Origin of the sequence: Nostoc sp. LEGE 12447, from assembly GCF_015206985.1 — a bacterium.
Classification (GTDB): Bacteria; Cyanobacteriota; Cyanobacteriia; order Cyanobacteriales; family Nostocaceae; genus Nostoc.
Window position 1 is genome coordinate 1 of the sequence record NZ_JADEXT010000035.1, and the last position, 20,058, is coordinate 20,058.

The 20,058-nt window shown below is 42.3% G+C and carries 16 protein-coding genes and 1 tRNA gene; 12 read left to right on the plus strand and 5 right to left on the minus strand.

Translation table 11 applies throughout. The features are described 5' to 3' along the window. Window positions 1-293: 293 nt before the first annotated feature. Window positions 294-1,295: a cytochrome f gene (gene petA, locus IQ274_RS26930; protein ID WP_194144013.1), complete on the minus strand. Its 1,002-nt coding sequence runs from the start codon at window positions 1,293-1,295 to the stop codon at window positions 294-296. A gap of 106 nt (window positions 1,296-1,401) precedes the next feature. Then, a complete protein-coding gene (petC, locus tag IQ274_RS26935; RefSeq protein ID WP_114080194.1) occupies window positions 1,402-1,941 on the minus strand; it encodes a cytochrome b6-f complex iron-sulfur subunit in 540 nt (179 codons plus the stop codon). A 228-nt stretch (window positions 1,942-2,169) separates the two neighbouring features. On the opposite strand from petC, the gene IQ274_RS26940 reads away from it, so the two are divergent. The 4 genes from IQ274_RS26940 (at window position 2,170) to IQ274_RS26950 (ending at window position 6,658) form a co-directional block, all read left to right on the plus strand. Beyond that, complete coding sequence (locus IQ274_RS26940; RefSeq protein ID WP_163928162.1) at window positions 2,170-2,478, plus strand: DUF3067 family protein; 309 nt, start codon at window positions 2,170-2,172, stop codon at window positions 2,476-2,478. A 126-nt stretch (window positions 2,479-2,604) separates the two neighbouring features. Further along, a complete protein-coding gene (locus IQ274_RS36770; RefSeq protein WP_228058387.1) occupies window positions 2,605-3,789 on the plus strand; it encodes a GAF domain-containing protein in 1,185 nt (394 codons plus the stop codon). A gap of 9 nt (window positions 3,790-3,798) precedes the next feature. Beyond that, complete coding sequence (locus IQ274_RS37795) at window positions 3,799-5,688, plus strand: response regulator (protein WP_322745350.1); 1,890 nt, start codon at window positions 3,799-3,801, stop codon at window positions 5,686-5,688. A 7-nt stretch (window positions 5,689-5,695) separates the two neighbouring features. Further along, entirely contained in the window at window positions 5,696-6,658 is a 963-nt protein-coding gene (locus tag IQ274_RS26950; protein WP_163928165.1) for a diguanylate cyclase, read from the plus strand. 114 nt (window positions 6,659-6,772) lie between these two features. Here IQ274_RS26950 and tatC read toward each other — a convergent pair whose 3' ends face one another. Next, on the minus strand, window positions 6,773-7,567 hold the full coding sequence (gene tatC / locus IQ274_RS26955; RefSeq protein ID WP_114080191.1) for a twin-arginine translocase subunit TatC: 795 nt from the start codon (window positions 7,565-7,567) through the stop codon (window positions 6,773-6,775). A 491-nt stretch (window positions 7,568-8,058) separates the two neighbouring features. Here tatC and IQ274_RS26960 point away from each other — a divergent pair, with 491 nt between their 5' ends. From IQ274_RS26960 to IQ274_RS26990, 7 genes are all read left to right on the plus strand, one after another. Next, window positions 8,059-8,289, plus strand: a complete 231-nt coding sequence (locus IQ274_RS26960; RefSeq protein ID WP_194144014.1) for a hypothetical protein — start codon at window positions 8,059-8,061, stop codon at window positions 8,287-8,289. A gap of 44 nt (window positions 8,290-8,333) precedes the next feature. Then, the gene (locus IQ274_RS26965) at window positions 8,334-9,191 is read left to right on the plus strand and encodes an SDR family oxidoreductase (protein WP_194144015.1); all 858 of its coding nucleotides are present in this window, start codon (window positions 8,334-8,336) and stop codon (window positions 9,189-9,191) included. A gap of 155 nt (window positions 9,192-9,346) precedes the next feature. Next, window positions 9,347-9,583, plus strand: coding sequence for a hypothetical protein (locus IQ274_RS26970; RefSeq protein ID WP_194144016.1), 237 nt, complete (start codon window positions 9,347-9,349; stop codon window positions 9,581-9,583). Between the two features lie 470 nt (window positions 9,584-10,053). Beyond that, complete coding sequence (locus IQ274_RS26975) at window positions 10,054-11,391, plus strand: P-loop NTPase fold protein (RefSeq protein ID WP_194144017.1); 1,338 nt, start codon at window positions 10,054-10,056, stop codon at window positions 11,389-11,391. After that, window positions 11,361-16,541: an eIF2A-related protein gene (locus IQ274_RS26980; RefSeq protein WP_194144018.1), complete on the plus strand. Its 5,181-nt coding sequence runs from the start codon at window positions 11,361-11,363 to the stop codon at window positions 16,539-16,541. The genes IQ274_RS26975 and IQ274_RS26980 overlap by 31 nt, the downstream gene beginning before the upstream one ends. Before the next feature lie 263 nt (window positions 16,542-16,804). Next, the gene (locus tag IQ274_RS26985) at window positions 16,805-16,960 is read left to right on the plus strand and encodes a hypothetical protein (RefSeq protein ID WP_194144019.1); all 156 of its coding nucleotides are present in this window, start codon (window positions 16,805-16,807) and stop codon (window positions 16,958-16,960) included. Between the two features lie 28 nt (window positions 16,961-16,988). After that, a complete protein-coding gene (locus tag IQ274_RS26990) occupies window positions 16,989-17,612 on the plus strand; it encodes a Uma2 family endonuclease (RefSeq protein ID WP_194144020.1) in 624 nt (207 codons plus the stop codon). A gap of 239 nt (window positions 17,613-17,851) precedes the next feature. Here IQ274_RS26990 and IQ274_RS26995 read toward each other — a convergent pair. Together IQ274_RS26995 and IQ274_RS27000 are read right to left on the minus strand one after the other, a co-directional pair. After that, a tRNA-Arg gene (locus tag IQ274_RS26995) sits at window positions 17,852-17,925 on the minus strand. Between the two features lie 33 nt (window positions 17,926-17,958). Next, on the minus strand, window positions 17,959-19,056 hold the full coding sequence (locus IQ274_RS27000) for a tocopherol cyclase family protein (RefSeq protein WP_194144021.1): 1,098 nt from the start codon (window positions 19,054-19,056) through the stop codon (window positions 17,959-17,961). A 33-nt stretch (window positions 19,057-19,089) separates the two neighbouring features. On the opposite strand from IQ274_RS27000, the gene IQ274_RS27005 reads away from it, so the two are divergent. Next, window positions 19,090-19,719 (plus strand): J domain-containing protein, encoded by a 630-nt coding sequence (locus IQ274_RS27005; protein WP_194144022.1) that lies wholly within the window; start codon window positions 19,090-19,092, stop codon window positions 19,717-19,719. Window positions 19,720-20,058: the final 339 nt, after the last annotated feature.

Consider the following 20,058-nt stretch of genomic DNA (forward strand, 5'->3'; position numbering starts at 1 on the left):
CAAAGATTGTTGTGATTAACGTTCCAAAGTCTATGCTAGTCATGGGGGAAGTCTGAGTTGAAAAGCTGGTAACTTTCATCTTCTTACTTCTCCCGCCTTTTTTCCTAATTCACATTAGGCGTGAGTTCATAAAGTTTACTAGCAGTTAATAGCGTTTCATTTTAATAATGATATAAATACGTTGGTAGGGGTACAGCAATTTGTATAAGTCCCAAATTTCTAAATTTCATGTAACTAACATTAAAAAAGACAGGCTTGTTGCCTGTCCTACAAATAATGATTTAGCAAAGAATTTAGAAATTCATTTCAGCAGCTTGAACTTTCTCAACCTGCTTCTTCTTCAGCACAAGCATAACTTGAGCCAACATTACAAGAGCGACGAACGCAATCATCCATTTGACTCTAGAGGAATCTTGCAGTACGATTTCTGCATCTATTTGACCGAATCCACCGACGTTCGGGTTGTTGGTCAAAGCATCACCAGTCTTAACTGCTTGCCCTTCGGAAACAATCAGGTCTGGCCCTAAAGGAACCGTATCAACAACAACATCACCAGATTCAGGTTGGATGTTTACTAGATATTTGACGTTACCATCTCCATCTTCCTCTTTGGCAATCTTGGTAATTGTGCCAGTCGCGGAAGCGTTGTAAACAGAGTTGTTGCTCTTTTCGCCAGTAGGATAAACTTGTCCGCGTCCCCGATTACCACCTACGTGAACTGAATATTTACCGAAGTGGATGTTTTTGTCGGTTGCGGGATTGGGAGAAAGAACTGGGAAGATGATTTCCTGATACTGTTCACCAGGTAAGGGACCGACGATGACGACATTTTCTTTGTCTTCGCTGTAGGGTTGGAAGGCAGTGTCGCCAATTTCTTCTCTAAGTTCCTCAGAAATACGGTCTTCAGGAGCAATCTTAAAGCCTTCAGGTAGCATCAGTACAGCACCGACGTTCAAGCCAACCTTAGAACCATCGGCACCAACTTGCTGGGCGGAAAGATCGTAAGGGATTTTCACTATAGCTTTGAATACAGTGTCAGGTAGAACCGATTGAGGAACTTCTACTTCTGTAACTTTGGCGGCTAGGTGACAGTTGGCACAAACAATCCGCCCGGTTGGTTCGCGGGGGGTTTCGGGATAGGTTTGCTGTGCCCAAAATGGATAGGCGGCAGCTGATTGGGGAAGGGCTAGATCGCTGGTGAAGTAAAATGTCACAGTGGCGATCGCTATGAGCAATGTTTTTACGATCGCTCTAGCACTGCGAGTTAACCTCGCTGTTCGGAAAACATTTCTCATCTCTAATAAGGGCAACGATTGAATTTGTCATTAGTCATTGGTCATTAGTCATTAGTCATTAAGCCCTGAACAAAGGACGAATGACTAAGAACTAAGGACAAAATTATTAACTCCACCAAGGAGCATCACCGGTGCGGAAGTCGGTTTCAGTCCAAGGGGTCAAAACGATTTTGTCGTCGCTTACATTGGTATGGGCTAAAGCCAAAGACAGTGGTGCTGGGCCCCGAACAACCTTACCAGTTTCGTCATACTGGGAACCATGACAAGGACATTTGAATTTGTTCTCAGCAACGTTCCAGGGGACGACACAACCTAAGTGAGTGCAGATGGCGTTAATGCCATAATCTTTGATCGCCTCTTTGCTGTCTACCACAATATAGGTAGGATCTCCCTTAAGTCCTTGGACTAGGTTGCGATCGCCTGCATTCCGGTTTTCTAGAAATTTGGTGACGCTAACATCGTTACCTAGCTCATCTTTTGCCGTTGTACCGCCACCAGCACCACCAGCAGCCGGTGGAATAAAGTAGTTGACAACGGGATACAATGCACCCAGAGCTACTCCAGTGACAGTCCCAAAAGTGAGCAGATTCATGAACTGACGACGACCCATATCGGGCACGTCTGCTGATTCAGAAAATTGAGCCATAATCTACGCGCTCTTTGTGTATTTTGTTAAGCATTTTGACAAAAGTACTGTACTTGAGGAACTCTTGTCTAAGTCGAAATGCTAGCGCTCACAACGATGCCATACTTCTTTGTTCCAAGATATAAAAAGCATCTTTTCTGTTAGCATTACATTTCTTTATATCCTTATCATACTGGAGTCACGGAACTTAACATCATAACTAAATGTAAAATCTGATTGAGAAAAGCTATGACAGGACAGGAATTACGTCAGATGTTGCTTGATAAGTGGGGATATTCTTATGATGTCCAGTTCCGGCGGGCACAGGGAAAGATATTTTTGCAAGTAATGTGGAAATACGTGGAGCAGGCTTCTTTTCCCTTGAGTGAGGCGGAATACCAAGAGCATCTTGACAGCATTGCTAATTATCTCCATGCTTTGGGCGGGTCAACACAAGTACAAACATTTATTGCCCAAACACGCGATCGCCCCCGCCTCGGTAAGGCTGTTAGCATTCCTCTAGATTTGGGTGAACGTTCTTCAGAATGGATATTGTGACCAAGTTTTTCTTCCTTTTCCCTTTCTGGTAATAGCTAATTAAACTAATTCCAGGCAATTCTCCTTGTCTGAATTTTTAACTTAATATTCACAACTTTTTGATTTCCAAAACCGCTTATCTTAGCTATGCAGTCACCAAATCCGATCTCACTCTCCTCGCTGACCCCTTCATTACTAACGGCTTTAGAAGTGTGCAGTGATGAATCGGTGTATGCTCCGGGCTATATTCAGCCGCATGGAATCTTGCTGATGCTGCAAGAGCCACACCTTAGAATCTTGCAGATTAGCGAAAATGTGGAACAGTTTTTTGGGATTTCGGCAGAAGCATTGCTGGGTCAACCATTGCAACGATTGTTTTCTGGCGATCAAGTGCAGCGACTTGCTGGGTATCTAGCTCAAGATAACCTGGAGCTTTGCAATCCGTTTCAACTAAAAACGCGGCGGAGGGTTGCCCAAACTGATTGGCAACAGAAAAATCAAATATTCACAGGTATAATGTACCGGATGATAGATGGGTTGATCCTGGAATTAGAACCTCAGCAATCCAGCAACAGCATTCATTCAACCCAGTTCTATCACCGTCTACAAGGGGCGATCGCCAATCTCCGTAATGCCACTAACCTAAAAAATATGGCTCAAACCCTTGCCAGAGATGTGAAAAGAATGACTGGGTTTGATCGGGTGATGGTCTACCGCTTTAAGGCAGACGACAGTGGTGTGGTGATTGCAGAGCAGAAACAGAGGCATTTAGAAAGCTACTTGGGACTGCACTATATGGCGACAGATATTCCCGCACCAGCCCGCAAGTTGTTTTGCCGCAAGTTGATACGATTCATTCCTGATGTCAATTACACCCCGATCCCCCTGATTCCCAGCAACTATCCTCTGACGGATACACCCCTGGATCTGAGTAATTCTGTGTTACGAGGAGTGTCTCACTATCACATTGAATACTTACAAAACATGGGGGTTGCTGGGTCGATGACGATTTCGTTGCTCAACGACAAACGTCTCTGGGGATTAATTGCCTGTCACCACTCCAGCCCGAAACTAGTGGATTATGAAACTCGCAAAGCCTGTGAATTTTTAGGACAGTTTGCCTCAATTGAACTGGTGCATAAGCAAGAACAAGAATTGCATTTTTACCGAACACGGGTGAAAAGGATTCAGAATGAACTGCAACAAACATTATTGCAAGAGTCCAATTTTATTGAGCAAGTGTTGAGCCGAAATACTTTTCAATTACTGGAGCTAGTTCATGCTCAAGGAGCGGCGATTTCACTTGACGGTCATCTGACATTAGTTGGTTAAACGCCATCAATTACCCAAGTGCAGGATCTGGTGACGTGGTTGGTGCAACACCAGGGGGAACAAGTGTTTACCACTGATTCCCTCTCACGTTTATATCCAGAAGCGAGGGCATTTAAAGATCAAGCTAGCGGCATACTCGCAATTTCAATTTTATTCAATCATGTTAAACAAAAGTCTTACCACATTATCTGGTTTCGACCAGAGCAAATCCAGACAGTGAATTGGGTCGGCAACCCCCAGGATACAGTGAAAATCAATGAAATTGGAGAGATGGAATTGTGTCCCCGAAAGTCGTTTGAACTGTGGAAGGAAACCGTGAGAGAAACTTCCTTGCCTTGGGAAATGGCCGAACTAGAAGCCGCTAGTGAGATGCGAAATACGCTGATGTTGGCACTGCTGGAGTTTTCCCAGATAGCCCTAGAAGAAGCGGCAGAACAAGCCGCGATCGCTAACCGTGCCAAAAGCCAGTTCCTCGCTAAAATGAGCCACGAACTGCGAACTCCTCTCAATGCCATTTTGGGATTTACTCAGTTGATGAACCGCAGCAACAAGATTCCATCTGAGTTTCAAGAAGATTTAGACATCATTAGCCGCAGTGGAGAACACTTGCTAACCTTGATCAACGATGTGTTGGAAATGTCCAAAATTGAAGCGGGTCAGTTACAGCTAACGGAAAATTGTTTCGATTTGCATCAATTAATCTACTCCATCAGAGATATGGTTGCCCTCAAAGCTTTAGAGAAAGGAATTGATTTGAGAACACAACAGCATACCAGCGTTCCTCGCTATGTGTATGGTGACGAATCAAAACTGCGCCAAATTCTGCTCAACCTATTAAGCAATGCGATCAAATTTACGACAACAGGTAATGTCAGCCTGCGATTACAAGTTTTGACCGGGAGAGTGTCCAGCATCAACTCACTTGATTTAACAGAACGCAGTCCCTCTATTTATACCGATGATTCCAAACCAATCATCACTCTTCATGTCGAAGTTGAAGATACTGGATGTGGTATCGCTCAGTCTGATTTGGAAAATGTGTTTGCGGCCTTCATGCAAACAGAACTAGGTCGCCATAATCAAGGTACAGGTTTAGGCTTATCGATTAGCCGTCAGTTTGCCCGTTTAATGGGTGGTGATATTACAGTGCGAAGCACCCTAAATCAGGGGTCTACTTTTATTTGTGAGGTTTTACTGAGTCTGGGCAACTCAATAGATATCATCGCGCCGGAAACGACTCGCACTGTTATCGGTCTAGAACCCGGACAGCCCACTTATCGCATTTTGGTGGTGGAAGACTTTCAAGAAAATCGTCAGTTGCTCATCAGGCTATTGGAATCAGTTGGGTTCGAGGTCTGTGCTGCCGAGAACGGAAATGAAGCGATCGCGCTCTGGGAAAAGTGGCACCCCCACCTAATTTTAATGGACATTCAAATGCCCGTGGTGGATGGCTACGAAATTACCCGACAAATTCGAGCGGGGGAAAGAGGTAAAGACGTGGTGATTATTGCGGTGACGGCTTATGCCTTTGAGGAAGACTATACCACCAGCATTCAAGTAGGCTGCAACGACCACATTAATAAACCATTTATAGAAGCTATCCTATTTGAGAAGATTGCACACTACTTAAGAGTCCGCTACTGCTACCGTGAAAAAGTTTTACCGGGGTTAGACCAGCAAAATTTACTTCAGAAATCCCTAACAGCTAAAGATTTACAGGTAATGTCGCCAGAGTGGATTATTCAGGTGCATCAAGCAGCTTTGGATCTCAACGATGCCGAACTCTACAATCTCATCGCTCAAATCCCCAACCAGGAGCAAGTTCTCGTCAATGCTCTGAAATATCTGGTGGAGAACTTCGAGTTGGAAGCGATCGCAACTCTCACCCAAACTCAGTAAAAAGATTATGGCTAATTTACTTAAATCCCCTTCGGAAACGAATATCCTGATCGTGGACGATACCCCCGATAATCTACGGTTGTTAACCAAAATACTAGAGTTACAGGGTTATACCATCCGTAAATCCATCAATGGGAGAATGGCATTACAAGCTGCCGAGCGACATCCACCGGATCTAATTCTGCTTGACATCAATATGCCCGAAATGAATGGCTATGAAGTTTGTCAACAGTTGAAAGCATCAAAAACAACAGAGCAAATTCCGATTATTTTTATTAGTGCCCTTGACCAAATTAATGATAAAGTGCAGGCTTTTGAACTGGGTGGAAAAGACTATATCACCAAACCATTTCAAGAACTTGAAGTGCTAATGCGAGTCAGAAATCAGCTACTCATCAAACAGCAACATCAACAACTTCTTGAGCAAAATCAACGCCTAGAGCATGAAATTCAGGAACGCCTGAAGGCTGAAGCAGAGGTAAGGCAGCTATCTTTAACTGATGAATTGACAGGATTATATAATCGACGTGGTTTCTTTTGGCTGGCAAATCATCAATTCAAAATTGCCCGACGTACAGAAATATTTTGCTGTCTTTTGTTTGTTGATTTAGATGGTTTAAAGCAGATTAATGATTCTCTAGGACATGAAATAGGAGACAGAGCGATCGTTGACACAGCCCAATTACTAAAACAAAGCTTCCGTGAGTCGGATGTTATTGCCCGTATAGGAGGAGATGAGTTTGTAATATTTGTTCCTGTCTGCTCCCCAGGCAATACAGATGAATTTCGTCCGCGATTGCAAGAAAATATTGAGCGCTTTAATCAAGAGCATAATTACTCATATCAACTATCCATAAGTGTTGGTGCTACCCAATGTGCTTTAAATGAAAACGTTTCACTAGAACAATTGCTAGAAGAGGCTGACAAGCTCATGTATGAGCATAAACGTGCTAAACGCCTCGTAACTTAACAAAAAATAAATATTGGCATCAGTTGCCAGAATTCAATTCTGAATTCTGTATAACTGGTAAGCCAACGCTGGGATTAAAATTTTTTACCTATTCTATATTACTTATTCCAAATGTTATTTACCTGTGAGCTTCACCAGCCCAACACCACCGAAATAAAGCCCTAAAACGGCTCCTGCCAAAAGACTTTGAGTTAGAGGATCGGTAGAAGGTGTAAGTACGGCTCCTAAAACTACTGCTCCCATAATCACGTAACGCCAACCAGAAACCATCCGTTCAGACGAGACAATATTCAAATTACCAAGCAACAATTGGATGATAGGAATTTGAAATGCTAAACCAGTGCTGAATAAAAGTAGCAGCACAAATTCAAAATATTTATCTATTGACCAAAGTTGTTCAACTACATCTGCTCCGTAGCTGATGAAAAATTTCAATGCTGCGGGGATAAGGAGTAAATAAGCAAATGCTAAACCCGCGCCAAACAGTACACTTGAACCCAAAACCACAGGCCCCAGTAAACGGCGTTCGCGGCGAGTCAGTCCTGGAAGCACAAATTGGATAATTTGGTAAAGAATAAAAGGACTAGAAAGTACTAAACCAGTGTAGGCTGCAACTTTGAAGGAGACAAAGAAATATTCTCCGGGTGCAAGTTGGAGAAATTTTACTCCTTGCGCTGGAACCTCAAGCAGTTGAACAATCGGCTTAACGGCAAAGAAACAGCCAATAATACCTATCGCTACGGCAATCAGCGAATAGAAAATGCGCTGTCGTAACTCTTCTAGGTGGTCGAAAAGGGACATTTCGACTTCATCGGGCAACTCATTAAGAGGATCTGTGTCTGAATTGCCATATCCTTCTGGATCGATGTTGGGAACGTTTACAGTATCTACGTCTTGTAAAGGCGGCATGAGTCAGCTAGTAGGCAACATTTATAACCGAGTGCTAAGTAATAAGCAAGATTTTTTACTCAGGACTTGGAACTCAGCACTCTTCATTATTTTATCCGGGGAATGCAGCTACCAAGATATGTTTTTGGATGCTGTGGGTTTTTTGTCCTGTTTTTTAGGGTTGCATCTGCATAAGTTAGTAGGAAGCCATCTTGTAGGCAATGCCTAACCTAAAAAAGGGTGGAACTGATAATTTAGAAATCACGTCTCTGCGGCTAGTAGTCTGTCTAACTTGTTTTGATGGTTTGTGGTAAGCATTTTAGTGCAAGAATAAGGGCTAAAATCCTTGCTAAGAGATTGTTTACCCATCAATTTCAAGTTGATACACGACTAGTAGTGCTGGGTAAATTCACACAACATCAACATATAATACTCAGTTTTAAAAATCCGGTTCATCAAGGTGGCATCTATACATACATAGCGCAATCGGAAATTTTTAGCTGAGGTTGAGTATGAAACGGACAATTTGCATTGTCATGATGGCATTGCCTGTTTATTTATACAATGTTGGACTAAGCAATAGTCTTAGTAGTGATGTGACAATTGTCAAAAACCAGCCTCCGATAATAGCTGCTCTAATTGCTTACAGTACAAATGCTCCGTCACGCATATTACCTTGGCAAATATCAGCTAGAGATGACCAAACTGAAGATTGTCTTCGGGCTGGTATTTGCAAAGATTGATACTAATTGGGAATTGGTAGTCCAAATTATAAAAAAGAAAATTAATGGTTGTAGAACATCAACGTACAGTGGTGGTTACGGGAGCATCAACAGGAATTGGCCGAGCATGTGCTTTGCTTTTAGACCAGTTGGGCTTCTCTGTTTTTGCTGGCGTGCGTCAAGATATTGATGCTCAAACACTTAAGCAGAAAGGATCGCCAAGACTGATTCCAATTTTTTTAGATGTTACTGATGCTGAATCGATCGCAGCTGCGGTTGATAAGGTAACAAATGAAGTCGGTGGTACTGGAATTTTAGGTTTGGTGAATAATGCCGGAATCGCTATCCCTGGGCCTTTAGAATTATTAGCGATCGCAGAATTTCAACACCAAATGCAGGTTAATGTCACCGGACAATTAGCAGTGACACAAGCATTTCTTGGCCTATTACGCCAAAGTCGGGGCCGAATTGTCAATATGGGTTCCATTGCTGGTAGGAGTCCTACGCCGTTCTTAGGAGCTTACAATGCTTCTAAGTTTGCCTTGGAAGCACTCACTGATGTCATGCGGATGGAATTACGTCCTTGGGGAATCTCGGTTTCAATTATTGAACCTGGTTCCATTGCTACCCCAATTTGGGAAAAGTCCCTAAGCCAATCGGAAGTAGCACAGCATGATTTACCACAATCGGCACAAAATCTCTACGGTCAAGCAATGAATATTGTCCGCAAGAAAATGCAGATTCTCGCATCTAAGGGAATTTCTGCGGATATTGTCGCTCAGACTGTTGTTCATGCGCTCACTGCAAAGCAACCCAAGACGCGCTATCTGGTTGGTTCAGATGCCAAACTCGGAGCGGTGCTAAAGCATATTTTGCCTGATAAGCTACATGACCAGATAATTTTATACTCAATGGGATTGTAGATTAGCGATCGTCAATACTTCAGGGCTAGGGCGTGTTTTCAAACTACTCGTTTAGCCTCCTAATTTTTTAGATCCCCCTAAATCCCCCTTAAAAAGGGGGACTTGAAGAGATTTTTAGCTCCCCTTAGAAAGGGGGGTTGGGGGGAGCTAAAACTTTGGAAACACGCCCTAGTCACTCTGAATTCAAAAGCTGTTATGAACAAAAACATGATTTTATTGATGAAAATTATGCTTTTCATCAACAAAATCGTTCTGGTCATCAACAAAATCGTTCTGGTCATCAACAAAATCGTTTTGGTCATCAACAAAATCGTTTTGGTCATCAACAAAATCGTTCTGGTCATCAACAAAATCGTTTTGGTCATCAACAAAATCGTTCTTGTCATCAATAAAATCGTTATTTTTGTAACTAGAGGCAGGAATCTAGTCAAAAATTAACTCTAAATTAAAGTTGTAATTAACCAACGCTTTTGCTAAAAGTCTTATGTTGCAAGGATTGTAGATTATTCTCTCGCAAAAGTGACAAAAGCTCTTTAATAACTCAAGCTGATAACGGGTTCAAGAGAGCTACAAAACTGTACTTAACAGTACCTTTTTTTGTACCGGATATTTTTAATATTGATAAGAGTAGCTTATTGAATATTAGATGATTTTGTTATTTGTACTTATAGTAGTATTTTTGCTTAATTTAACTAAAATCTCAGCATTACTATGTGCTACATCTAACTTATGTATAAACAATTATCCGAAATTCTGCTAGTTTAGTTAGTAGTTTGATTAAAATAAAGCATAAATTCCCTAAAATCAATATATTTATTCAGTAAATTTTGTCATCCCCATTCTTGAGTGAACTTGATTAGTTATGCTCCTAGATTTAGAAAGATTTTATCAGGCTTGCAATCCGAGCAGACCTCTAATCATAGGAAACGCCAGCGATCGCAGGTACTATATTGATTTTGCTGCGGTACGGGGTGGCAAAATTATCGAAGCTTTGCAGCGCACGATCGCTAAAATATCGCCCGATGAACCAACTTGTCAGCTATTTACAGGACATCTCGGCTGTGGAAAATCAACGGAATTGTTGCGGTTAAAAGCTGAGTTAGAAGCGCAGCAATTTCATGTAGTTTACTTTGAGTCTACCCATGTCTTAGAAATGGCAGATGTGGATGTGACTGATATTTTGTTGGCGATCGCAGGACAAGTAAGTGAGAGCCTAGAAGCCATGAAAATCAGGCTCAAATCTACTTACTTTAGCAAGTTGTTTGGTGAAATCGTAGATTTTCTGCAAACGCCAATTGACCTGGGGGTAGAAGCAGAGTTGTCTGTGGGAATTGCCAAAATTACAGCCAAAACTAAAGAAAGTCCCCAGTTGCGGCGGCGGTTAAGAGATTATTTAGAACCGCGAACAGCAAACATTTTACAGTCAATTAATCAAGAATTGCTAGAACGTGCCATCAAGGAACTAAAAACTAGAGGTAAAAAAGGACTGGTGGTTATTGTTGATAACCTGGATAGAGTTGCAATTCGACCTTTACCATCGGGGCGATCGCTGCCAGAATACTTATTTATTCAGCGTGGTGAACAGTTACGCAAACTAAATTGCCATGTAGTCTACACTATTCCTTTAGCTCTGACTTTCTCCAACGATAGCGCCGAACTTCAACATCGTTTGGGGGGAGGAGTCGCACCAAAAATGTTACCGATGATACCTGTACGTCTGCGCTCTGGAGAGATTTTTCCTCAAGGGCTAGCAATGTTGCGGCAAATGGTACTAGCTAGAGCTTTCCCAGACATTTTACCTAGCGATCGGTTAGGCTTAATTACAGAGGTGTTTGATAGTTTGGAAACCTTAGATCGGTTGTGCTTGATTAGTGGTGGTCATGTCCGCGACTTGCTAGGGTTACTGTTTGACTGTCTGCGAGAACAAGATCCACCTTTTGAGCGGGAGTGTGTTGATTTGGTGATTCAAAGACAGCGAGATTACCGAGCTAATGCGATCGATCCTCATGAGTGGGAATTAATCTTTCAGGTAGTGCAACAGCAAAGAGTTAGAGGTGATATAGAATACCACACTTTATTGCGAAGTTTATTTGTATTTGAATACCGAGATCATCAGGGAGCTTGGTTTGCCGTCAACCCAGTTTTAGCAGAGACGGAAAAATTTAAATCATGGTTGAACGACACCCACAAACAGATATAAGAGCAGCTAATGAGCGGGCTTTACGGAGTTTGGGGAGAGCAATTGCCCTTTCTAGCGGTCAATTCTCTCTGGTTTTGGTGTGCTGCAATTATCGAGTTTTGCAAGAACTTATGCTGCAACGACTCGAAGAACTCTCTTCAGGAGTACACCATATTCAAAAGGTAATTCTGCCGCATAATGCTAGAAGTCTTTACACAAGTATTCATTTACAACTGGTAACTGAAGATAATCCGCCATCGGCGTTGATGATTTTGGGTTTGGAGTCAGTAGATGGAATCGACGATTTACTGAGGTCTATCAATCATATTCGTGATGAATTTCGCAAACGCCACCCATTTCCGATGATTGTGTGGGTGAATGAAGAAGTGTTGCAAAAGGTAGTCCGTTTAGCACCAGATTTTGCGAGTTGGGCGGCTACACCGATTCGGTTTGAGATGACAACTCAATCATTGCGGCAATTTTTGCAACAGGAAACGGACGCTTTATTTGCCACGGTGTTACCAAGCGATGCTGGACAACACCAACCTCCTCAAGTTGCCAAGCATTATTTCACTGTGGAGCAAGTCTGGAAAAATAGCTATGAACTCCACTTTGCTATTGAAGAGTTGCACAATCGTGGGATTACTTTAGAGCCAGAATTACACGCTAGTTTAGAGTTTGTTTTTGGTCTAGATAATTATATTAGCGATCGCATCAGTACAGCTTTAAGCCACTTTCAGCAAAGCTTGCAAGTTTGGCAAAAATTAGAGGAAATCGGAAATAGGCAAGTAGAGGGAGATGAAAGAGTATTTTCTTCCCCTACACCTCCATCCCCCCCATCGCCGCTACCTTTGCGACAGGGAATCTTGCTGTTTTATATTGGGCTATGTTATTGCCGTTTCGCAGAGCAAAATCAAACAGAAAACCGTCGTCATTGGTATACAGCTAAATCTTATTTTCAGCAATGTTTGAATGTTTTACAGGTGGCTGGGCGTTTAGATATAGTTGCTGGGTTTATTAGTCAACTCGCTGAAGTTTTGCAATATCTGCAAGAGTGGGAAGAATTGCAGACAGTTGCCCAAAAGTCTCTGGAGTTGCATCAAACTTATGGTAGTCAAATTCAATTAGCTTGTGACTACGGTTTTCTCGCACAAGTGGCTGTGCAGCAGTCTCGGTGGGTACAGGCGAGTATATTAGCCCATGTATCGCTGTTGAAATTAGGTGAAGCGCAAAAGCACAACGATCCTTATAACTGCTTATTTCCCTTACTGTTAGCGCAAATTTACTATTTAGTGTTGGCGAAAGCACAGCGAAATTTAGGTGAGCTAGTAATCGCTCATGAATACTTAGAAAAAGCAACAAGAGAATTGTCAGCAGCTTTAGAAAGCAGTGCCCATCAATACGATGCCCATCGTTATATTCGCTTATTGCGGACACTGCGATCGCTATACTTTGAAGAAGGCCGCTATCTGGAAGCCTATTACATTCGACAGAAACGGCGTTCTGTTGAGCAGCAGTATGGTTTTCGGGCTTTTATTGGTGCAGGGCGCTTGCAACCCCAAAGACAAGCAACAAACCCAGCATTGATGTCACATTCTGGAAGTAGCAGCGTTGCTTTAGAAATTGCGGCTTCTGGTCGGGAGCGTGATATTAATAACTTAATTGGGAGAATAAGCCGCGCCGATCAAAAGCTGACGGTGATTCACGGTCAATCAGGGGTAGGTAAGAGTTCTATTGTCACTGCTGGTTTAGTTCCAGCACTGCAAAATCGAGCTATTGGCGATCAAATAGCCGTGCCTGTAGTATTGCAAGTTTATACCGATTGGGCGCGGGAATTAGAGAAATCTTTAAGTGAAGCGATGTTTAGTGACGCATCCCTTGCCGTCTACGCTGATATTAAGCTAGAAGCAACCATCGAAGCGGCGGAGGTTTTGCCCTACTCTCCTACACCCATCACCATCGTCAGAATTTTACAACAACTCAAACAAAATGCTGATAACCATCTGATTACAGTTTTAATTTTTGACCAATTTGAAGAATTTTTCTTTGGTTATAGCGATCGCAACCAAAAGCAAGAATTTGATAAATTTATTAGTGATTGCCTAAATATCCCCTTTGTCAAAGTTATCCTTTCGTTACGAGAAGATTACTTACATCGTTTGTTAGATTTTAAACATCTTTCGGCATTAGAAGCGATTAATAATAATATTCTCGACAAGCATATTCGCTACCAGTTGAATAACTTTTCACCAGAATATGCTAAAGCAATTATCCAAAAATTGACCGAGCGATCGCAGTTTAATTTAGAACCTGTTTTAATCGATGCCTTAATCGAAGATTTATCCACAGAATTTGGAGAAGTCCGCCCCATTGAATTGCAAGTTGTGGGAGCGCAAATTCAAGATGAGCGCATTACTACTCTAGAAGAATATCAGCCATATAGACCCAACAAACTCATCGAGCGATATCTTAAAGAACTGATTAAAGACTGCGGCCCAGAAAATGAACGAGCCGCGTTACTCGTCTTATACTTATTAACAGATGAAAGTAATAATCGACCATTTAAAACTCGTGCTGAATTAGCGGCACAGTTAGCAGAATTAGAAGATGCCAGCAAATTAGAGTTAGTATTAGACATTTTAGTACGCTCCGGTTTGGTAGTACTATTCCCTGATGTACCAGAACGCTATCAACTGATTCACGATTATTTAGTAGACTTAATTCGCTACTTACAACAACAAGAATCGAGCCTACAGGTACAACTAAATCAGTTGCGCCACAAAGTAGAACAAAGTAAAGCTGAAATTGACCGACTTAAGAGCGAACTTAGCCAAAAAACGCAGCGTTCCACATTAGTAGATTCTTATCCTCAACAGGGAGTGGACTTACTAACAGAATTGCGAGAATTACACAAGCGGGAAGAATTGAGTCAGTTACAAATTGAACAATTACGAGCTGAACTGAAAGAAAAAGAATTAACAGCAAAACTTGCAGAAAGTCAAAAGAAACAAAGACTTAGTGAAGCTCAATTAAATCGTTCGTTGAAAATTGCCTTGACTGCTTCTTTTCTTGCCATATTGGGATTAAGTGTTTCCATAGTAACAGCAGTAGATAGTGAAATTAAAACCCTTAGTGCATCCAGTGAAGCCCTCTTTGCCTCACAAAAAGGTATTGATTCTTTAAAAGAAGCTTTAAGGGCAGGAAGAAAATTACAACAAATAGTTTGGGTAGATTCCTACACAAGAGAGCAAGTACAGACGGCACTTTATCAAGCTGTTTCTGGGTTGAAAGAATATAACCGCTTGGAGGGGCATCTATCTGGAGTAAATAATGCTACATTCAGTCCTGACCGTTCTTTAATTGCTTCAGCTAGTGCGGATACTACAATTAAACTTTGGCTTCCTGATGGTAGCTTGTTCAAAACCTTATCTGGGCATGAAGATGTAGTTAATAGCGTCAGTTTCAGCCCCGATGGTCAAATTGTTGCTTCCGCTAGTCAAGATAAGACGGTAAAACTTTGGAGCCGAGAGGGTGTACTACTTGTTACTCTATTAGGGCATCAAGGTGTAGTGAATAGTGCCGGTTTTAGCCCAGATGGACAAATTATTGCCTCAGCGAGTACAGACAAGACAGTAAAACTGTGGAGTCGGGATGGTAAACTGCTCAAAACCTTGCCAGGACATGATGGTGCAGTTTTGAGCGTCGCTTGGTCAACCGATGGACAGACCATTGCTTCTGGGAGTGCAGACAAGACAGTAAAATTGTGGAGTCGGGATGGGAAGCTGCTCAAAACCTTGCAGGGACATGATGATGCAGTTAAAAGTGTAGCTTGGTCAACCGATGGGAAAGCGATCGCTTCTGCTAGTTTAGACCAGACAATCAAACTGTGGAATTTAGAGGGGAAATTACTGCGAACCCTATCAGGGCATAGTGCTGGAGTTACCAGCGTCAGTTTTAGCCCAGATGGTAATACCATCGCTTCTGCAAGTACCGACGAGACAATCAAACTTTGGAGTTTTGAAGGTGTGCTGCTAGGAACCCTGAAGGGACATAATAATTGGGTTAACAGCGTCAGTTTCAGCCCAGATGGTCGCACCCTAGCTTCTGCAAGCCGGGACAAAACTATTAAACTCTGGCATTGGGACGATATCTTATTGCGAAAACCCAAAGCCGCTAATGATGACTGGATAACTAGCATCAGTTTTAGCCCAGGCGATCGCACCTTAGCAGCAGGGAGTCGAGACAAAACTGTAAAACTATTTAGCCGCGAAGGTAAACTACTCCGCATATTTACAGGGCATAAAGGTCAAGTTTGGGGGGTTAGTTTCAGTCCAGATGGTCAAGCGATCGCTTCGGCTAGTAAAGATCAAACAGTGAAGCTTTGGAGTACTGACGGTAAACTGCTCAACACCTTACAAGGTCATAATAGTACCGTCTTGAGTGTAGCTTGGTCGCCTAATAGTCAAGTAATTGCCTCAGCTAGTAAAGATAAAACAGTAAAGCTTTGGAGTCGAGATGGTAAGCTGCTCAACACCTTGCAAGGACATCAAGATGCAGTGAATTGGGTAAGTTTTAGCCCCGATGGTAAGTTGCTAGCTTCAGCCAGTGATGACAAAACCGTGAAAATCTGGAGTTTAGATGGTAAATTGCTATATACCTTAATTGGTCATAGCCGCCGGGTAAATGGGGTTGCTTGGTCGCCTGATAGTCAAGAAATTGCTTCAGCTAGTATTGATAGCACCGTGAAGATTTGGAACCGAGACGGTCATCTGCTAAGTAATCTTGCAGGTGATGGTGATAGTTTTATTAGTGTAAGTTTTAGCCCCGATGGTAAGACTTTAGCTGCTAGCAGTGATGACAAAGTGAGGATTTGGAACCGCGAAGGGACATTACTGATTGCTTTGAAAGGTGATAAGCAAGAGTTAACCAGCGTCAGTTTTAGTAATGACGGTAAGATTTTAGCTGCGGGTAGTGGTAATGGTACAGTGATTTTCCAAGATTTGGCAGATATCCAACTGGAAAAACTACTAGCACGGGGTTGCGATTTGCTGCATGATTATTTGCAGACTAATCAGAAGGTAATCAAAGGCGATCGCGCAGCGTTAGCGAGTCCGCAAGCGTCTGGCTCCGCCAACGCCAGGGGCGATCGCGCCTTGTGTTCTAGTCGGTGAGCGAGATTTTGTTCCCATTCAGATCGTTAATTTAAAATGAACGTCAAGCTTTGGGAGCGTAATATCGTGTCTGGCTAAAGACTTATCATTTAGACCGCAGGAGGCAGGGCAAAAGAGGCTTTTCCGATTTTTGCACAGATGCGGTAATCATAAGTGATTAACCGGACTTGATATAAGAGAGAATAGCCTACGCACTTACACAGGTTTTTTAGAAAAATCAAATTTTAATACAAATAATCAATGTCAATACTTGTTGTTTCTGCTTGAAATTACCACCTTCTGCATTACCTGGTAAAGCCTGTATATACTCAGCCCGGATTCGTTCCTCAACTCAACCTCAAGCCGTTGTTTCAGAACTACGACAGGAAAATCAGCCAGGACTTATAGACAAAGCTGTACATCTTGGTAGCATTGAGTGAAGTACCCGTCAGCAAGGGAGCGAGGGCGATGTACGCAACCGTCACACAACCACTGACTTTTGAAGAGTTTCTTGCCTGGGACGATGGTTCAGGCAGAGAGTTTGAGCTATTGGATGGGATTCCCGTGCCATTATCAGAACCAAATGCAAATCATGAGGATTTGATCCAGCGACTGTGTGCCTATTTAGAAAATCACTGCCAAGAAAATGACCTGCCTTATGTGTCGCGCCAGTCCAAGCAGGTTCGGCTCAAAACAGCACCAGGAGAAAAGGAAAAAAGCCGGAAAGCAGATATTGTTATATTTGCAAGAGTTGAATGGCAGAGAATGAAAACTAGCTCTAGTTCTGCTGCTGCATATATTCCACCACCCGGAATCATCGAGGTCGTTAGCAACAACTGGAAGGACGACTATTTGACAAAACTTGCAGAATATGAGGACTTGGGCGTTTTCGAGTACATCATTGTAGACTATGCTGCTTTTGGTGGCATTCGGTTCATTGGCTCTCCCAAGCAGCCAACTATTACAATCTACCAACTTGAAGATGCAGAGTATTTACCCCCAAAGATTTTTCGAGGGCAGGATCGAATTGATTCTAGATTGTTTGGGAACATTCCCTTAACGGCTGAACAGATTTTTGCAATGAGTCGCTGATTAGCAATGAAGAAATTTATTATAGTCGTCTTCTTGTCACTAGTTTAATGCGCGATCGCTCTTAGTGTTGGAGGAGCGATCGCTGGCTTAACTCAGTACTATTGATATGGTGTCAATAGGGATTTTTTGGAGACATGAGTGAGCAAAATTGTTATGCAGTACTCTTTTCCAGCTACTACGGTAAAAATAAAATCCCTATTACCTGCTATTAGTTAAGGTCTTAGGGATTTCTTTGGTTACGGGACTGGTGCGGCTCGAACGCACGACCTGACGCTTAGGAGGCGTCCGCTCTATCCAACTGAGCTACAACCCCAACTATGAAGCATATATAATTATAGCAGTACTTTTACCGAGACTGCCAAACATTATCCCAAGAGCCGCCGCCTACTTCTAAACCACAAAGAAAACTTTCTGCTTTCAAGATTACTTTAGATTTTCTCCCATTTAGTTCTCGTAACTCTAAATTTAACTTTCCTTGCATGGTGTCTTTGCAACAGTATCTTAAACCATCCTCTGTGGGCGCACGCAGAGGTGTACCAGCTAAATCTGTGGTTCCTGTCAATTCAATTTCATAATTAGAATTTGTAGCTTTCATTTGCCATCTACCCCAGGGTTGAATTTCCCAATCTACTTGGGAATTCCAGGGAACGAATTCATAAAACTTGCCTTGATAGTGCAACCCAATCATTGCTACAGATTCCATCCACCACAGCACACCCCGCCTTCCACCGCCAGCAGTTAATGCTAAGTCGGGTTCGCCTTCAAAGCAATTACAATTTAGCCAAAACCATTTTTGAGGAAAAGCACCACCCCAATTTTTCTCTCCATAAGCTGGGGCGTTAGTGAATTCGTAGATTTTGCCATTCCAGTCAATTTTTCCACTGGCTAAACCGTGAGCCATCAAAATCTGCCATCCAGGTTCAAAAATCTGTGAGAATGACAGCCAGCCGGCGGTTGATTGCTGAATGCTATTTTTATTACCCCAACCGTATACTGGTTGAATTTCATACTCCCAACGGCAATAATTATTGGTTGCAGGTTCGCTAATTATTCCCTGATTCAAGGTGGCTGTGGCTTGATATCCTTCTTGAACATGATGCTCAAACTCTGCTGGTAGAAGGTACAGAGGAGCAATTTGCAAATCTGTTTTACCCCAATGACCTAAACCCAAAACATCCCGACTACCCCAAAATTTATTCACATCAGGAAAAGTACGGCATAAATACTCATCATCCGGGCCGAGAACTTGGGCTGCACCGCCACTGTGGGGTTTACCGCCGATGGGGTCTTCGATGGAGTACATAAAGGCGAACGTTTGCCCAATTTCCGGTAAAGTGATGCGGTAATACCAGCCTTCAAAAAAGCGGCGACTACCGCCATCCCAGTGATAACCAGAATGGGGCGTTTGGGTTGATTGGAGGAAATTGAGGGGAATAGTTAACATAGTATATAGTTGCCGATTTTTTCAGTATGCGCGATGTCTAACGACAAGCCGAAACGTCTACGCTTCGATATCAATGATGCTTATGAAATTCTTGGGCTAGAACCCGGTGCGTCTCAAGCACAGGTAAAGCGAACTTACCGTAAACTGGTAAAAATTTGGCATCCCGATCGCTTTTTTGATCCAAAGCAAAAACAGGAAGCTGAGGAAAAAATCAAATTAATTAACGTAGCTTACAACAAGCTCAAATCAGAAAGTCCATCTGAACCTCCCATTTCAGAAAATCCCTCTTCATCTTCGCCTAAAAATCCCACAAAAATATCTGTCAATCGTTGGGATGCAGAAGCTTTCTATACTTTAGGCGTAGAGAATGCCACGGAAGGAAGATATGAGGATGCGATCGCAGATTTTACCCATGCAATTCGTCTCAATCCTAACTATGTTGACGCATATAAATATCGTGGGCTAGTTTGCTCCCAACTTGGATATGAATATAGAGCCGCTTCAGATTTAAATAAAGCTGCACAAATAGAACAAGGGTTAAAAAATCCTGGTGCTACAAAAAGAGTGCGATCGCCTAGATATGTATCAAAGCCCAGACCTCTGGTAGAAAGATTTTGTCAGGGGATTAAAAAGATATTGCGGCTAAATCGACGTTGGAAATGATAGATGATTTCAGTAAATTCCTAGATTTCTCATCATAAAATTCAGGAGTCAGAATACGCTAAACCGTTAGCTATCCGCTAACAGAATTAAATTCTGTAAGATGGTTATGGAACTTTTCAACGTATTGGGTAATGAAATTGGTTTAAAACCTTCCCTTGGTGGTCACTGAGTTTTGCTGAAATGTGGGCGAAACAAAATTAAAGTATTAATCAAAAATTTAATACTTCATCCTTTCATGGGCGGAGTATTTTAAATTCTCAATTCTAACTCCTGGTATCAATCCATCATCTGACAGTTTAATAACATCCATCTTTGGGATACTCTTTCTCTAGATAAAGT

Excerpts from the sequence above, each read along its gene's own strand:
- petA (WP_194144013.1), bottom strand. The coding sequence starts at position 1,295 with ATGAGAAATGTTTTCCGAACAGCGAGGTTAACTCGCAGTGCTAGAGCG.
- IQ274_RS36770 (WP_228058387.1), top strand. The coding sequence starts at position 2,605 with ATGCAGTCACCAAATCCGATCTCACTCTCCTCGCTGACCCCTTCATTA.
- IQ274_RS26965 (WP_194144015.1), top strand. The coding sequence starts at position 8,334 with ATGGTTGTAGAACATCAACGTACAGTGGTGGTTACGGGAGCATCAACA.
- IQ274_RS26950 (WP_163928165.1), top strand. The coding sequence starts at position 5,696 with ATGGCTAATTTACTTAAATCCCCTTCGGAAACGAATATCCTGATCGTG.
- IQ274_RS27005 (WP_194144022.1), top strand. The coding sequence starts at position 19,090 with ATGTCTAACGACAAGCCGAAACGTCTACGCTTCGATATCAATGATGCT.
- petC (WP_114080194.1), bottom strand. The coding sequence starts at position 1,941 with ATGGCTCAATTTTCTGAATCAGCAGACGTGCCCGATATGGGTCGTCGT.
- IQ274_RS26960 (WP_194144014.1), top strand. The coding sequence starts at position 8,059 with ATGAAACGGACAATTTGCATTGTCATGATGGCATTGCCTGTTTATTTA.
- IQ274_RS26990 (WP_194144020.1), top strand. The coding sequence starts at position 16,989 with ATGTACGCAACCGTCACACAACCACTGACTTTTGAAGAGTTTCTTGCC.
- tatC (WP_114080191.1), bottom strand. The coding sequence starts at position 7,567 with ATGCCGCCTTTACAAGACGTAGATACTGTAAACGTTCCCAACATCGAT.
- IQ274_RS26975 (WP_194144017.1), top strand. The coding sequence starts at position 10,054 with ATGCTCCTAGATTTAGAAAGATTTTATCAGGCTTGCAATCCGAGCAGA.
- IQ274_RS26940 (WP_163928162.1), top strand. The coding sequence starts at position 2,170 with ATGACAGGACAGGAATTACGTCAGATGTTGCTTGATAAGTGGGGATAT.
- IQ274_RS27000 (WP_194144021.1), bottom strand. The coding sequence starts at position 19,056 with ATGTTAACTATTCCCCTCAATTTCCTCCAATCAACCCAAACGCCCCAT.
- IQ274_RS26980 (WP_194144018.1), top strand. The coding sequence starts at position 11,361 with ATGGTTGAACGACACCCACAAACAGATATAAGAGCAGCTAATGAGCGG.